Below are 16379 nucleotides of genomic sequence, written 5' to 3'. Positions count from 1 at the left end.
TATGTTACATTGTAAAAACAAGTTACCGGTATTTTTTCTTTGCCTGTTTACTTTATTAAACTATTCATTCGCCTTCAGTCAACAACTTTCTCTTAAAGTTGCAGGTGATGATCAGGCAGGTTTTCATGTTGATATATACAATGGCAATCAATTGGTGGTTACCAATACGGAAGAATTCTCCCTGCAAATGTTTAATCTTGATTTGAGTACCATTGCAAACATGCAGCAATGGAAAGGCCAGGAATGGACAGGTAATGAAAAGAGCATCACCTTAAAAAGAGATTCGTACGTAAAAGAGTTTGATGCCAATCTCTCTGTTACTATAACTTACCAGGTTGTTAATGCTAATATCATAAAAAAGACGGTTGAGTTGTTTCAGCCATCCATGCCGGGCATGTATTATATATTGCAACAAACAGCCAGGCCTGCGGAAAAACCACAGCGATATGTAACATTTGAATACGATAGTTTTCCCGGTGGCTTTGTACATGAAATGTTTCCTGCAGCAGGTTTTGTTACCACTGATAACAATGTAGTCGGTTTTTTAACAGACGCCGGTTATATAAATCAGTTTACAAGAAATACGCGTCGCCGTTTTAGCGGACTTGGAGGTGGATTTGTAGGCATGCGCAAATTGCCTGATCCTAATTTATTTTCTGTTGCCAGTTTATCAGAAAGAGCAGAAAAAAATCATTACATCAGACAAACATTTGGTGAAATGTACAACCTTGATGCCGGTGCAGAAACCATATTAAAAACGACTACTGCATATCAGAAAGAAGGCAATGCAGAAGTGGAGAAAGAAAACGGTCTTATTTCAATAACCGGCCATCCGGGAGGCAGGGCCGGGATAGAATTTATTGCACCATTTAAAGATCAGGGCGTATACACCATTTCTTTTTTGTGCAAAGGGAATACACCAGTGGCATTAAAACTTTTCAGAGTCAAGAACGGGCAAAAAACCATTGAACTGGAAGATGGGGTCAAGTACATCGATAACTTTCCTGCGGTAGAAAATGAATGGACGCTTTTTAAAGGAAGCATATTAGTGCCTTATATTGAAAATGATAGCGTATCCATGTTTATTGGTACGCAGTCAGGAAAAGAATGTAATCTACAGATAAAAGATCTGCAATTTGTAGAACACGAACCTCAGCAAGAACCGTACAACCTGCTTCCACTTGGCGAAAAAGTGGAGAAAACCACCTATGTTTTTGTCGAACCATGGAAATCGCATCAGCAATTTATGATCTCCTCACAGTCACGGTTAGCCGAAGGGAAAGGTTTCGAAGGATCGTTGATAGAAAAAATGTTGTATGCCAATTTCAATATGCTTACCTGGATCACAGATGTAAACGATTTTACACCGTTTAATGTGCCCAATATGAATTATGCACCGGATATGTACAACAGGGATTCTTTTTTTTCTACTGTTGCCACTTACAATAAAGAGTTGAACCTGGCCATCTGGGAACAATGGGGCAAAACACAAACGCCCGAAGGCGGTATTGGCACTATTATCACACCGCTTATGGGTTCGGTAGAGGCAAAGGACAATGAAGCCACCATCGAATGGCTGATCTGGGCGATGATGAACAAACGTCGTTTCGGCGTTACACTTCCGCAGGAAAAAATTAAAAAAGCTGTAGATTATGTATTGAACGAATTTGATGCCGACAGAGATGGAAAATGCAAAGCACATTTTTCTTTGAGCCAGGTGGATATTGTTGATTTTAATCCTAAAACAGACCGGCTGGGCGTTAACCAGGGCATGCTGGCCATCGCATTAAGAACCATAAAAGAATTGGGTTTTGATATTTCAGAAGCATATATCCAAAAGGCTGAAAATGAATATCAAAATTTTTATGATGCAGAAAGAAAACATTTACTGTTCGACCGGAATTTTCCCGATATCATTACCCTTACTGACCTGGAACCGGAATTCTTTTCCTTATGGTTATTTAACAGGCCAATGCTAACGGATGAAATGGTAAAAAATCATTTGGATCAGATACCCGTTCTAAACAAAGTAACCAACTCACCTCATCCAGAATATGGTACTACTGCTCCCATCTGCGTGAGGTTAACAAAGGATACAAAAGGATTTGCCTATCTCACCGGAGATTATCAGCCTTTTGAAAAATTTGGCGAAGAAAATTACAGCAACGGCAAAAGTGATGGGTTTTATTACAATGGCGGCAGTTGGTTCAGGGCGGAGTATTGCGCTTATGTAGCAGGATTAAAACACGGCTGGAAGAAAGCAAACATGTTGATGGAGAACAGGGTGTGGGCAGAGATTTACCTTAACCCCAAATGGCCATTCAGTAAAGAATTTACGCCTACAAAATGGACCACAACAGATAGCTGGTGGCCATCTACCAGAGGATTGTGCTGGAATGTTTTCATACTTATGGCAGATGAAGTGGCAGGCTTACGTACACCTGAAATGGATCCTGATTATAAATAATAAAAGCAAAAAGAGAACTGCTTCACGCCGCAATCGATTGCATTTCTAAAAAGTAAATGTTCTGCAATTAGATGAATTTTTACCGTGAATCGCTGAATTTTGCCTGTAATTCATTATATTTGTACTATACCGGACAAGATCAGGAACGGGGCGGACATAGGTTTTAAGTTAAAGCCGGCGATGTAATAATAGCATATAAATAACCTGAAAAGTCGTATAATTGTGAAATCTTTCAATAATTGATAAAATGAAAAGACTGATACTGCTTGTATTGATGCTTTCGGTAGCCGTATCGCTGTTTGCACAGCAATCGGTTGAAGGGACAGTTACTGATGCCAAATCCGGCGAAACCCTGATTGGCGTGACGGTTCAAATTAAAGGAACCACTTCGGGTACCATTACAGACATCAACGGAAAGTACTTACTGGTATCGGATCAATTGACTGCTTCATCCGTAATTGTATACTCTTTCGTCGGATACACAATGGTGGAGCAAATCCCGGGCAGCCGCACCGTGATTGATGTTAAGCTTTATCCCGAGCAGTACTTGCTGGATGAACTGGTGGTGATTGGATATGGAACTGCCAAGAAGCGCAATGTATTGGGGGCAGTTTCCAGGGTAAATAATGAAGAACTCACCAGGTTGCCGGTGGCAGGGGTTGATCAGGCTTTGCAGGGCCGGGTAGCCGGAGTTCAGGTGACACAAAATACCGGTGCTCCCGGCGAAGGAGTCTCAGTTCGCATCCGTGGCGCCGGCTCCATCAGTTCGAGCAACGATCCGCTCTATATCGTTGACGGTATCCCCACGTCGGATGCGCTCAAAATTCTTTCGCCCGGGGATATCGAAAATATCACGGTACTCAAAGATGCGTCGGCAGCCGCTATATATGGTTCCCGCGCCAATAACGGGGTTGTGCTTATTACCACCAAAAAAGGCACTAAAGGTGAAACCAAGGTCACCTATCGCGGACAGACAGGTTTTCAGAAAGCTACCAGGCTCACCAAAATGGTAAATACAAGCGATTATATCACCATCTATAACGAAGCCGCTACCAACGACAATGCTTACATCACAGGGGATGTGCCGCATCGTGACCTTATCACTCCCGAAGATGCCGCAGGGTTCGCTGATGTGGACTATGTAAAAGAACTGTTCCAAACAGCACCGGTCAATTCCCACGAACTCTCCATTTCAGGAGGGAATGAATCGACCAATTATATGATCTCCAGCTCGTTTTTCGACCAAAAGGGTATTATAAAGAGCACCGGCTACACCCGCGGAACTGCGAGGCTTGATGTGAATACGAACGTGAATAAATGGCTTACTGTCGGGCTGAGTATGCTGGCGGGGATTTCAAGTAATGATATCATAGGAAGTTCAGGTGACGGATATGGCGGTAACGGCGGAAGCGTGATAAGATATGCTTTCTTCCGTAATCCTGCCATTCCCATACGGTTTGAAGACGGTACCTATGTTGACCGCCCTGCCGAATACTTCGGACGCCAGGTTTATGATTCATTCCTCGGTGATGGATATAATCCCATAGGCATGACCGCTCATAACGACAACAACCGCAAAGATGACAGTTATCTTGGCAAAGCCTATTTCACTGCCAATCTGACCAAAAAGCTGAAATTTACAACCAACTTCGGGATGGATTATCGTAATTCTTTCAGCCGCCGTTTCGACCCAACCTGGGGTACCTTCAACCGCATTGGTTCACCGAACAGTCTGAGTATCAGCAATGAACGTATCGTCAATTGGACCGTGAATAACCTGCTTAATTATGAAACCAAGTTCGGGGAATCGCATACCCTTTCGGCATTGCTGGGGTTTGAGGCTATTAAGAATAGCGGAAAAGCTCTGTATGCCAGCGATATGAATTTCCCTATCGAGCAGGAAGAACTTATCTTTATAGGTAACGGACTCGGAATTAAGATCAGCGCCCAGAGTGCTTATGCTTCGACGCTGGCATCATTGTTCGGCAGGGTTAACTATGATTTCAAAGGAAAATATTATCTGTCGGGAACCTTACGTCGTGATGGTTCCTCAAGGTTTACCGGGAAAAACAAATGGGGAACCTTCTACTCTCTTTCAGCCGGTTGGGTGCTGAAACAGGAAAACTTCCTTCAGGATGTTTCCTGGCTCGAGAATCTCAAACTTCGTGTAGGCTATGGCGCCGTCGGAAACCAGGAGATAGGTCTTTATGCGTATAGCGACAGGATTTCTCCCTATTTCAACTATCCTTTCGGCGGGGTATCCAATGGGGGTTATGCACAAACTGCTCTCGGGAACAACGACCTGAAGTGGGAAACCAGCTATCAATATAATGCAGGCGTGGATGCTGAGCTTTGGAAAGGTGCATTTGCATTTTCACTCGATTACTTTTATAAAGTTACGGAAGACATGCTGGTAAAAGCGCCCAATCCTCCATCGGTCGGTTATGCCGAAACCGCCTGGATCAACAGCGGGTCGATATTAAATTCGGGGGTTGAATTTGAAGCCATTTACCGTCAGACGAAGCACGAATGGGGCTACTCCATTGGCGGTAACATTACCTACCTGCACAACGAAGTACTCAAATTGGACGCCCCGATTTTTGGTGGACTGGTTGAGACAGGAATTTATGCCACCAGGACTGAAGTAGGGCATCCCATCGGATCATTCTACCTGCTCGAAATGGAAGGCATATTCCAGAATGAAACCGAAGTTTTACTTTCAGCCTTCCAGGGAAACAACATTAAACCCGGCGATGTAAAATACAAAGATCAGAATAGTGATGGGCGTATCGACAACAACGACAGAGTGTACCTGGGTAGTGCCATCCCGAAACTGATGGCAGGGATCAACCTGGCAGCCAATTATAAAAACTTCGATTTAAGCGTGTTCTTCCAGGGGGCATACGGCAATAAGATCTATGTACAGGTAAACCAGGATATTGAAGGATTTTACCGCGGATTTACCGTTACACAGCACTATTTTGATGAACGCTGGACCGGTGAAGGTACATCCGACACTCAGCCCAGGGCATCGTGGACTTCCAAATCAAACAACGCCAGGCCTTCGTCACGTTTCCTAGAGGATGGCTCGTACCTGAGGCTGAAGAACCTGCAGCTCGGTTATACCATTCCTGAGAAAACACTCAAGATTACCGGTTTATCTCAGGTAAGGTTATATGTGTCGGGTACTAACCTGTATACACTGACCAAATATTCAGGCCTTGACCCTGAAATGACCGTAAGCGACAACTCAAAAAACGAAGGCGACCGCTCCTCCGGTATCGACTGGGGAACCTATCCCTCGGCGATAACTTTAATGTTTGGACTAGACATCACATTTTAATCACATCGGGCTATGAAAAGAATCGCTAACAATAAATCAGACACTTTCAGGCATCAGCTAATGAATGTAAAGGTCACCGGAAACAGAAGCCTGAAGCTTCAGACGGCTGTCCTTCTGATGGTTTTTACCATGACCATCCTCTGCGCCTGTACCAAATTTTTAACCGAAGACCTCAAAGGAGAATTTTCTTCAGACACTTTTTACCAAAATGACAAACAGGCCATTCAAGCGCTGAACGGGGTATATAATGCCATAACTTTCAGGAGCTTTAACAATGCTGTGTGGGTGTTTGGAGATATCGCTTCCGACGATGCGGTAAAAGGCGGTAATCCCGGAGATCAGTCAGAAATTACGTATATTGATGAATTCAATACCGATGCCAACAATGGGATTATCAGCAATTACTGGAGTCATTCCTATGAAGCCATTGCCCGCGCCAACAATGTAATAGCCAATGTTCCTGCAGTAACAATGGATGAGGCACTGAAGAACAGGATCATCGGAGAAGCCAAATTTATCCGGGCATATAGCTACTTTAACCTGGTGAATATTTTTGGAAAGGTCCCTCTTAAACTGCTTCCCCAACTTACCCAGGAGACCATCCATGTGCCGCTGAGCGAAGTATCTGACATTTATCTTCAGATTGAAAAAGACCTGTCGGACGCGGCCGCTGATCTACCTGTTTCTTTCAGTTCAACGGACCAAGGCCGTATTACCCACGGCGCGGCTTTGGCTATGCTGGGGAAGGTCAATTTGTATCAGCAAAAATGGGCAGACGCAATCGGATACTTTCAGCAGGTTGAAGCCCTCGGGATATACAGTCTGTTGCCTGACTATGCCGATAACTTCAAGCTGGCATACGAAAACAGCATTGAATCCATTTTCGGGATTCAACACCTGACGGGCCAGAATCCTATGACCGGAAATGGCTTGAATCAATGGTTTGCACCTGCAGCAGAAGGTGGGTATTATTTCAATGCACCGACGCAAAGCCTGGTTGATGCTTTTGAGAAAAGCGCTACCGGCGAAGTTGACCCGCGCCTCGATGCATCTGTTGGCCGCGATGGCCAACCCTGGCTGAACGGGGATATTTTCAGCGCCACCTGGTCCCCCACCGGATACCTCACCAAAAAACACCAGCAGCCGCTTTCCGAAGTTTCTTCGTCGCTCAAAGGCGACGGCGACCTCAACTACATTTACCTGCGTTATGCCGATCTTTTGCTGATGAAGGCAGAAGCTTTCAATGAAAATGACAATGTTGATTCGGCCAGGGCAAACCTCAATAAAGTGAGACAGCGTGCCCGGGCAAGTTTTAACGGGACTCCGCCCGCTGACCTGCTTGCAGATATCACTACCCCGGATTATAACCTGCTCATGACTGCCATCCGAAAAGAGCGAAGGGTTGAACTGGCCCAGGAGTTTCATCGCTATTTCGACCTTATGCGCTGGGGAAAAACTGTTGCAGAAGCAGCGCTTGGGCCGGATTTCAACTACGAAGCCAAACGCTATTTCCCGATTCCACAAGCGGAGATAGATGCAAACCAGGCGATAAATCCCTAAGATCCCTTAATTCTCTTCGACAAACGGCGAATGAAATTACCAGTCAGAATTATTTAAGGCCATTCCTTTGGCTTTTCCCGGTTCGGCCCCCATCCCTGACCCTTCCCCCATCCGGGGGAAGGGGAGCGGAGTCATTTTTCATTTTTCATTGAGCATTGCACATTTAGCATATATAGGATATTTAAAAAATAAGCAGATTCTCACTAACTTCGCTCAATAAAGGGATGCCATGGTAAAGCTGAGGGGGAGGGATGAATATCCGATTTATTTCGGTGCTACGCCGGAATTATTGCTGATAGCAGCTGATCTTCGTAAAACCATGACAGATACTGAGAAAATTCTTTGGAATAAACTGAGAAACCGACAAGTAGCGGGTTTCCGGTTCAGAAGACAGCATCCTATCCGCGAATTTGTGGTGGATTTCTTCTGTTATGAGGCCATGCTTGTCATTGAAATTGATGGTGATGTGCACGAAGAGGCTTATCAGAAAGAGAGGGATGTTGAAAGGACTAAAATCTTAAGAAGCTTAGGATTAATGGAATTACGGTTTAAGAATGCAGCAGTCTTGAAAAACATTGAAAGTGTAATAAAAAAGATTGAATCAGAACTTGAACAATTTAAACTAAGTATCCCCTTCCCCCGAGTGGGGGAAGGGGCCAGGGGATGGGGGCTGATTAGAATTATTTAAGGCCATTCCTTTGGCTTTTCCCGGTTTTATTATAATTTTGAACTGCTGTTAATCAAATAACAGAATTTATTAATCGACTGAAATTCAATTCTTTTAAAATCAGATCATAAAACTAAACGATAGATATGGATGTATTGGATCAAAAGACGGTAACGGTTGGGAATAAGGGCAAGGATGTCCGGTCCGACTGCCAGGTGACCATGGAACTTACCGAAAAAGGTGGTATTCAGCTTACCATCGACAGCAGGGTTCAGGCACTGTATGGAGCGGCCATCAGAAAGCTGGCCGAAGAAGTGCTTGCCTTTTTCGGCATTCAGCATGCCCGCGTGCTCATCGAGGACTCCGGTTCGCTCGATTTTATTATTGCCGCCCGTTTGGAAGCTGCGATAAAGAAACTGATCAGAACGGATAAAGAATACCTGACAGTATTTTTACCTGAAAACCAGTATCAGACCGAAAAAGAGAGAAACCGTTTTTCAAGACTTTACCTGCCGGGAAATTCTCCAAAACTCATGATCAATGCCGGTATACATCGTCCTGACGGAATTATTCTCGATCTCGAAGATGCCGTGGCAGTTGAAAAGAAGTTTGAAGCCTGTTTTCTGATAAGGAATGCATTGAGGAGCATTGATTTTTACGGTGCAGAGCGAATGGTGAGGATCAACCAGCTCCCTGTGGGTTTAGAAGATCTGGAATATGTCATCCCGCACAATGTTAACCTGATACTGCTGCCAAAGTGTGAATCTCCGGATCAGATCAGGCAGGTCAATGAAAAAATCGGTGAGATTCAGAAAAGTAAGAATATAAAAGGAAAGGTTTGGCTGATGCCGATCATCGAGAGTGCCAAAGGGGTCGTTTATTGTTACGATATTGCTTTTTCGGCTGACAATATCGTCGCCATGGCCATAGGCCTGGAAGATTATACAGCCGATCTGGGCACACTTCGTACCGAGGAAGGCACTGAGTCATTATTTGCTCGCATGAAGCTTGTAGTAGCCTGTAAAGCTGCAGGGATACAGGCAATCGACTCGGTATTCTCCGATGTCGGCGACATGGAAGCCCTGAAGCGGACCATCCTGCGTTCCAAAGCGCTTGGTTTCAACGGCATGGGCTGTATTCATCCACGTCAGATAGCCGTCATCCACGAGAATTATGCTCCAGAAGATGCCGAAGTCGAAAAAGCAAAGAAAATTTACATTGCATTCCAGGAGGCTACGGAAAAAGGATTGGGTGTGGTTTCTCTCGGCACTAAAATGATTGACCCGCCGGTGGTCAAACGGGCATTGAAGGTGATTGACCTGGCCGTAGCAACCGGAAAACTATCAAGAAACTGGAGGGGAGAACTATGAAAAAGTACGATAACCTTGTGACCAATGCGGCCGGAAGGGTTGTGCCATTGGAGATTAACGGCGAACAGCATATTGCCTATAAAGGAATAGGAAAACATATACCCGACGGGCGCAAATTCGGGCCAAGAATTTCCAGTTGTGCCAATTTTCCGGCTGATGGCAATAAAGTTTTGTCAAACCTGAAAGAAGCGCTTATCCGGGCCGGTCTCCGCGACGGCATGACCATCTCCACCCATCATCATTTCCGTGATGGAGACCTGGTTGGAAACGAGATCTTTAACATTGCCCACGAACTTGGCATTAAAAACCTCCGGTGGTTTCCATCTGCTTCTTTCCCCTGTCATGAACCCCTGATCAAATACCTGGAAGATGGAACAATCAACCGTATTGAAGGCAGCATGAACGGTCCGCTCGGCCGGTTTTGCTCTGAAGGAAAGATGCAGGGCCTTGGTGTATTAAGGTCACATGGCGGCCGCTACCAGGCTGTTCAGGATGGAGAAGTACAAATCGATATTGCCGTCATTGCCGCTCCCACAGCAGATCCTTTTGGCAATGCAAACGGTGTGAACGGACCGGCCGCGTGTGGCTTGCTCGGTTTTGCCCTGGCCGACTCGCAATATGCCGATAAGGTCATTGTAGTCACTGATAACCTGGTCCCGTTTCCCTGCATTCCATGGCAGATCCATGGAAATTATGTCGATTATGTTGTCGTAGTGGATAAAGTCGGTATTTCTGAGAAAATCGTTTCCGGAACCACACAGATCACTCGCAGCCCCGACCGGCTTTTGCTGGCCGAGCTGACCGCGAAATTCTGCGATGCCGCCGGCATTGTAAAGGATGGCTTTTCTTACCAGGCCGGGTCGGGCGGAACAGCCCTTTCGATCGGTATCTATTTCAGCCAGATGCTGAAAGAACGGGGCGCCAAAGCCCGTTTTATCCGTGCCGGCAGCAACAAGTACCCTGTCAAAATGCTCGAAGAAGGCCTGGTGGATTATATCCTCGACGGCCAGACATTCGATATGGAAGGTGTCCGTTCAATGCGGGAAAATCCCAACCATGTCAATACCAGCCCGTTTACCAGCTATAATTATCACGGCAAAGGAAACTTCGCTTCCCTTGTGGATGTGGTGATACTGGGCGCAACGGAAGTCGACCTGAATTTCAACGCCAACGTGGTGACCCATTCCGATGGTTACCTGCTGCACGGCATTGGCGGCTGGCAAAACTGCCTGTTCTCCAAATGCACCATCCTGCCGATCCCGCTTTTCCGCGACCGTATCCCGGTCATCCGCGATGAAGTGACCACCCTTTGCGGACCGGGTGAACTGGTCGATGTGATCGTGACTGAAAGAGGTATTGCCGTTAATCCCCTTAGACAAGATTTGATCGATAAGGTAAAAGACGCTGGCCTGCCGCTGAAAAGCATCGGGCAACTCAAGGATGAATCGGAGAAGATATGTGGCAAGCCCGCCAAACCTGAACTTGGGGACGAAGTGGTCGCCGTGATCAAGTGGGTGGACGGCACCGTGATAGATTCGGTGAGGAAGGTGATAATAAAGTAAGACTATAGGACGGTAAGACTGTAAGATAGTAGTTTAAATTTATTAGGAGTTAAGGAGATCATTGACCAACATCCGGAACATTCTGATCCGATATTGGGGGTTTTCCACCTTCCGGCCGATGCAGGAAGAGATCATTCAGTCGGTGCTGGATGGCAAGGATACCCTGGCCCTGCTGCCGACCGGCGGCGGGAAATCGGTCTGTTTCCAGGTACCGGCAATGGCCCTGGATGGCGTTTGCCTGGTGATCACCCCGTTGATCGCACTCATGAAAGACCAGGTGGAAAACCTGAAAAAAAAAAGCATCAAAGCTGTAGCGGTATATTCCGGTATGCACCGGAACGAAATACAGATCGCTTTCGATAATTGTGTTTATGGCGATGTGAAATTTCTTTATCTTTCACCGGAACGCCTGAAGACAGATCAGTTCCAGCAGATCATCCGCAAGCTGAAAGTCAACTTGCTTGCCGTCGACGAAGCCCATTGCATTTCTCAATGGGGTTATGATTTCCGCCCGCCTTACCTTCAGATTGCTGAAATCCGGAAGTTTATCCCGGATGTGCCTGTCCTGGCCCTCACTGCCACAGCCACAACGGGCGTAATCACCGACATACAGAAAAACCTGGGGTTCAAAACGGAAAATGTCTTCCGGAAAAGCTTTGAGAGAAAGAACCTTACCTATGTGGTTATTAAGGAGGAAGACAAGAACGGGCGCCTGCTCAGGATTTTAAAGAAGATAGCCGGACCGGGAATTATTTATGCCAGGAACCGGAAGAAAACGGTTGAAACTGCCATTTTTCTCCAGAAAAATGGCATCAAAGCTGACTTCTATCATGCAGGGCTGGATGTTTCTTCCAGGAACAGGAGGCAGGATGCATGGATAAAGGACGAGAGCAGGATCATGGTAGCCACCAATGCTTTTGGCATGGGCATCGACAAACCCAATGTCAGGCTGGTGGTGCATATTGATCTGCCAGATAGCCTGGAGGCTTATTTCCAGGAGGCCGGCCGGGTCGGCAGAGATGAAAAGCGGGCTTACGCGGTAACCTTATTCCAGCAGGCCGATCTTGCCCGTTTACAGGAAAACCTTGAAAGGGAATTTCCGCCGGTCGAAAAGATCAAGGAGATTTACCAGGCCCTGGGGAATTATCTTCAACTGCCTGTGGGTAGCGGCAAAGACGAAAGCTTTGACTTTGAGATTTACGCATTTAGCCGGAATTACAACTTCAACCCCGTTATAGTCTTTAATGCCCTCCGCTTCCTGGAAAGAGAAGGTTATATTTTGATGAACGAATCAATGGAGAGCCCTTCCCGCATCCATTTTGAATCAAGCCGGGAAGATATCTATCGTTTCCAGGTTGAGAACAAAACATTGGATCCCTTTATTAAGCTGCTGCTCAGGTCGTATTCTGGTGTTTTTACCGATTTTGTGCAGGTAAATGAATCGGAGTTGTCGAAACGGGCCGGTATTAAAGAAGAGGAAGTGGTATCAAACCTTCAGAAACTTCAGAAAGCAGGTATACTTAGTTATGCAAAACGGCCGGGAAAGCCACAGATCATTTTTCCGGTTGAAAGACTTGATATGAAGAACCTTCAGATTTCTCCTGAAAATTATCACGAACGCAAACGCTTTGCTACGATCCGCATGGAAGCAGTGATGGAGTATATCACGTCAGATGAATATTGCCGCAGCCTGATGCTTTTAAAATATTTTGGAGAGACCGGTGCAACGCGTTGCGGACGATGCGATGTCTGCCTCGAACGTAACAAAATGAACCTGAATGAAATCGAGTTCAACCAGATCAGGCACAAGGTAAAAGAACTGCTTCAGCAGAAACCTATGACTTTACCCGAACTGGTATTTGATGCAGGCTCATACGGGGAAGCGCATATGCTGCTGGTGATCCGGTGGCTCGAAGACAAAGGCGCAGTGATAAAGGACGATCAGATGCGGTATACCTGGCGCAAGCAATTCAGGCTGAAAATATAGAAAATAGAAATTGGAAATTAGGAAATGGTTTCAAATCCCAAATTTCTAATTTCAAATTTCAATTATAGTTAAGTATTTACTATGAAGCTTGACAGATCATTTTATATTAGGCAGGATGTTGTTCAGATAGCGAGGGAGCTGATCGGAAAGGTGGTTTTTACAAAGTTTAACGGTAAGATTACTGCCGGGATCATCATTGAAACCGAAGCTTATGAAGGTGTTACCGACCGTGCTTCGCATGCTTTCAACGGAAGGCGGACAACCCGGACAGAAGTGATGTATTCCACCGGTGGTGTGGCTTATGTTTATCTATGCTATGGCATGCATTCCTTATTCAACATAGTGACCAATAAACAGGATATCCCGCATGCTGTTCTCATCAGGGGGATTTACCCGTTGGAAGGATTGGATATGATGAAGAAAAGGACGGGAAAGCTCAATTTAAACCGGGGATCCGGATCGGGCCCCGGGAAAGTATCAAAAATACTTGGAATTCATTATTCTCATTCCGGCATTGATTTGTCGGGAGATGAAATCTGGCTGGAGGACCGTGGATTGGTATTGAATGACGATATCCTGACAGGGACAAGGATTGGGGTGGATTATGCCGGGAAAGATGCCTTATTGCCTTACCGGTTTTGGATACCTGAAGAGAGGATTAAACTATAAAAAAAACCGGCTTCGCTTGCGCGATGCCGGTTTTTTTAAGCTTTTCTGAAAAGGAAGCTTATTTCACCGTGTTGGAAAGATCAGCACCTGGTTTGAATCTGACAACTTTCTTGGCAGCGATCTTGATTTCTTTTCCAGTTTGCGGGTTTCTGCCTTTTCTGGCAGCCCTCTTGGCAACTGAGAATGAACCAAATCCTACCAGAGCAACCCTGTCGCTTTTCTTCAGGGCTTTCATGGTGCTGCTTACAAAAGCCTCAAGGGCTTTCTTGGAATCAGCTTTGGTCATACCGGTTTCTTTTGCCATTGCATCGATTAATTCTGCTTTGTTCATGGTTGTAAGTTTTTAAATGTTAACATTACATAAAACGTTACAAAATTAAGCTATCCACAAAAAAAGTCAAGTAAAAAGCCTGTAAATACAGGAAAATGTTAATAAAACGGGGCGTATGTTAATAACTTAGGCTCTTAAACCCCTGTTACTGTAAGAAAAGCGGACTTTTTACAGACTTTTACCCCACTTTCCAGTCAGAATTAACCCGAAATCCCCTCATAAATTCTTCGATTTTCATGATCCGTTTGCCGGCTTGCTGTATCTCCCGGATATGAAGGATCCCATTGGCCGTTGTGACAGCAAGGTCTGATTTTCCATCTGTGATAAGGACAGCGGGCTGCATATGGTTTCTAGTAACGGATTTTATAGTCTTATATATCTTTACGAGGAATGATTCTCCGGAGGGGGATGTGAAATAAGTAAAAGCAGCAGGGTAGGGGCTTAATCCCCGTATTTTATTATAGACTTCATCAATATTCATTGTCCATTCGATGCGGCAATCTTCCCTGAAAATTTTAGGAGCTGTTTTTAAAGGGATGGAAGGTTCGATCAGGTTCCTTTGTTCAATAGTCTTCAAATTTCCGGTTGAGATGGCCTCGGCTGTTTTCAGGACAAGGTTTGCACCGGCTGTTTTCATCCTGTCATGCAGCTCACCGGCTGTATCTTCCGGGTAAATGGGCATTTTTTCCTGGTAAATGATCGCCCCGGTATCGATTTCCTGCTTCAGAAAGAAAGTTGTAAGGCCTGTTACAGTTTCTCCATTGATTATTACGTGATTGATAGGAGCTGCACCACGATATTGGGGTAAAAGGGATGCATGCAGGTTGAATGTACCCAGGCGGGGCATTTGCCATACAATTTCGGGAAGCATACGGAAAGCTACAACGATAAAAAGATCGGCATGAAAAGAGCTTAATTCCCGGAGAAATCCAGGATCCTTAAGTTTAATAGGCTGCAACACCTTTAACCCATGTTGCAATGCATACTTTTTAACCGGAGAGCTTTGCATGACCTGGCCACGCCCGGCCGGCTGATCAGGCGCAGTTACCACTGCAGAAATATGAAACCCTTGCTGCAATAGTGCTGCAAGAGAATCCACAGCGAAATCGGGTGTTCCGAGAAATATGATATTAAGTGCTTCTTTCATATTGAAGCACGAATTTACAAAAAAAGGCAGGCTTTTTACATCAACCCTTTAGCCCGGGCAATGTATTTATCGATCTCCCTTGCTTCATTGCTTGTGGGAAATTTATATTTGATCCGCTCGTAGGTTGAGACGGCTTTAATATAATCTTTCATGATTTCATAAGTCCAACCGGCCTTCATCAGGAAAAGCGGTGTTGTAAATTCATTTTCCTGCGAATCGGCAGCCTCGATATAATAGCCGGCAGCCTTGGCGGGTTGGTTTAATTCCATGTAAGCATCGCCGATTCCTCCTTTAGCCATTGGACCGAGTACCTGGTCTTTTGCTTTGAAAGATTTAAGGTAATTGATGGCTTCTTCATAATTGCCCATTTTCAAGTAACAGACACCGGTATAATACTTTGACAGATCAGCTCCTTTCGTCATACCGTAATCGTCGATAATCCTGAGAAATCCAGGGTACATTCCATCCCCGTCGAGCGCAAGATTAAGCGAATCCATCTCAAAATATTGCTGCGCCATGTACATTTGCTCCCTGGCTTCTTGTTCCCTTGGTGCCATATAGAAACGCTTAAATCCGAAAAATATCAGGACAATTACCACGATCACTCCAATGACAATGGTTAAAATTTTCTGATTGTTTTCGATAAATCGTTCCGTTTTACTTAACGCTTCTTCAACAGCAACAATTCCACCTTCGGTTTTATCCTGCTTTTTAGCCATAGCTGATTCCCATTTTAATATTCAGGGTGCAAAAGTAAATCTTTTTCTTGATTTGGCAAGGCTGAAAGATTTTATTAACTTTGTCTTTTAATCATATAATTACTTAATAATAAAGATTATGGGAAAAGGCGATAAAAAAACAAAGCGCGGAAAAATCCTGATGGGATCTCATGGTGTAAGAAGAGCCCGGAGAAAGCTTGCCAAGGCCATCCCTTTGATAGCAATGAAAGAGGAAAAACCGGTAGCAGCAGTGAAAGAAAAGGCTCCGGAAAAACCGGCAGCAGCAGTTAAAGTGGAAAAACCGGCAGTAGCAGTGAAAGTGGAAAAACCGGTAGCAGCAGTTAAAGTGGAAAAACCGGTAGCAGCAATTAAAGAAAAGGCTCCGGCAAAACCTAAAGCTGTGAAAGAAGATGTTCAGGTTGAAACGCACAAAGTTACAGCATCCGCTGAAAAGGCTGTGAAACCGGCCAGAAAAAAGACTCCGCCTAAAGGATCTGCAAAGAAAGAGACAATTTGATATTACAGGTATAACTTATTTGAATGATGAAGATAGCAAG

12 protein-coding genes are annotated in these 16379 nt (G+C 45.1%); 9 read left to right on the top strand and 3 right to left on the bottom strand.

The window, feature by feature from the left end:
• Position 1 precedes the first annotated feature (1 nt).
• From M0Q51_01950 to M0Q51_01915, 8 genes are all read left to right on the top strand, one after another.
• The gene (locus M0Q51_01950) at positions 2-2467 is read left to right on the top strand and encodes a hypothetical protein (GenBank protein ID MCK9398741.1); all 2466 of its coding nucleotides are present in this window, start codon (positions 2-4) and stop codon (positions 2465-2467) included.
• 247 nt (positions 2468-2714) lie between these two features.
• Positions 2715-5810 (top strand): TonB-dependent receptor, encoded by a 3096-nt coding sequence (locus M0Q51_01945; GenBank protein ID MCK9398740.1) that lies wholly within the window; start codon positions 2715-2717, stop codon positions 5808-5810.
• A 12-nt stretch (positions 5811-5822) separates the two neighbouring features.
• The gene (locus M0Q51_01940; protein ID MCK9398739.1) at positions 5823-7370 is read left to right on the top strand and encodes a RagB/SusD family nutrient uptake outer membrane protein; all 1548 of its coding nucleotides are present in this window, start codon (positions 5823-5825) and stop codon (positions 7368-7370) included.
• 229 nt (positions 7371-7599) lie between these two features.
• The gene (locus tag M0Q51_01935; protein ID MCK9398738.1) at positions 7600-8058 is read left to right on the top strand and encodes an endonuclease domain-containing protein; all 459 of its coding nucleotides are present in this window, start codon (positions 7600-7602) and stop codon (positions 8056-8058) included.
• Between the two features lie 125 nt (positions 8059-8183).
• Entirely contained in the window at positions 8184-9407 is a 1224-nt protein-coding gene (locus M0Q51_01930) for an aldolase/citrate lyase family protein (protein ID MCK9398737.1), read from the top strand.
• Positions 9404-10969, top strand: coding sequence for a citrate lyase subunit alpha (locus tag M0Q51_01925; GenBank protein ID MCK9398736.1), 1566 nt, complete (start codon positions 9404-9406; stop codon positions 10967-10969). The genes M0Q51_01930 and M0Q51_01925 overlap by 4 nt, the downstream gene beginning before the upstream one ends.
• A 61-nt stretch (positions 10970-11030) precedes the next feature.
• Positions 11031-12956, top strand: a complete 1926-nt coding sequence (locus M0Q51_01920; GenBank protein ID MCK9398735.1) for a RecQ family ATP-dependent DNA helicase — start codon at positions 11031-11033, stop codon at positions 12954-12956.
• Between the two features lie 81 nt (positions 12957-13037).
• Positions 13038-13625: a DNA-3-methyladenine glycosylase gene (locus tag M0Q51_01915; GenBank protein MCK9398734.1), complete on the top strand. Its 588-nt coding sequence runs from the start codon at positions 13038-13040 to the stop codon at positions 13623-13625.
• Positions 13626-13683: 58 nt separating this feature from the next.
• On the opposite strand, the gene M0Q51_01910 is transcribed toward M0Q51_01915, so the two are convergent.
• The 3 genes from M0Q51_01910 to M0Q51_01900 all read right to left on the bottom strand — a co-directional run bounded on the left by M0Q51_01910 (position 13684) and on the right by M0Q51_01900 (position 15822).
• On the bottom strand, positions 13684-13956 hold the full coding sequence (locus M0Q51_01910) for an HU family DNA-binding protein (protein ID MCK9398733.1): 273 nt from the start codon (positions 13954-13956) through the stop codon (positions 13684-13686).
• 178 nt (positions 13957-14134) lie between these two features.
• A complete protein-coding gene (fmt, locus tag M0Q51_01905) occupies positions 14135-15103 on the bottom strand; it encodes a methionyl-tRNA formyltransferase (protein ID MCK9398732.1) in 969 nt (322 codons plus the stop codon).
• A gap of 35 nt (positions 15104-15138) precedes the next feature.
• Entirely contained in the window at positions 15139-15822 is a 684-nt protein-coding gene (locus M0Q51_01900) for a tetratricopeptide repeat protein (protein ID MCK9398731.1), read from the bottom strand.
• A gap of 118 nt (positions 15823-15940) precedes the next feature.
• Between M0Q51_01900 and M0Q51_01895 the strand changes: the two genes are divergently transcribed.
• On the top strand, positions 15941-16339 hold the full coding sequence (locus tag M0Q51_01895) for a 30S ribosomal protein THX (GenBank protein ID MCK9398730.1): 399 nt from the start codon (positions 15941-15943) through the stop codon (positions 16337-16339).
• The last annotated feature ends 40 nt before the right edge of the window (positions 16340-16379 follow it).

Source organism: Bacteroidales bacterium, assembly GCA_023229505.1.
Lineage (GTDB): Bacteria > Bacteroidota > Bacteroidia > Bacteroidales > JAGOPY01 > JAGOPY01.
Note: the sequence above shows the minus strand (reverse complement) of the source record. Positions and strands in the feature narration are given on the sequence as shown.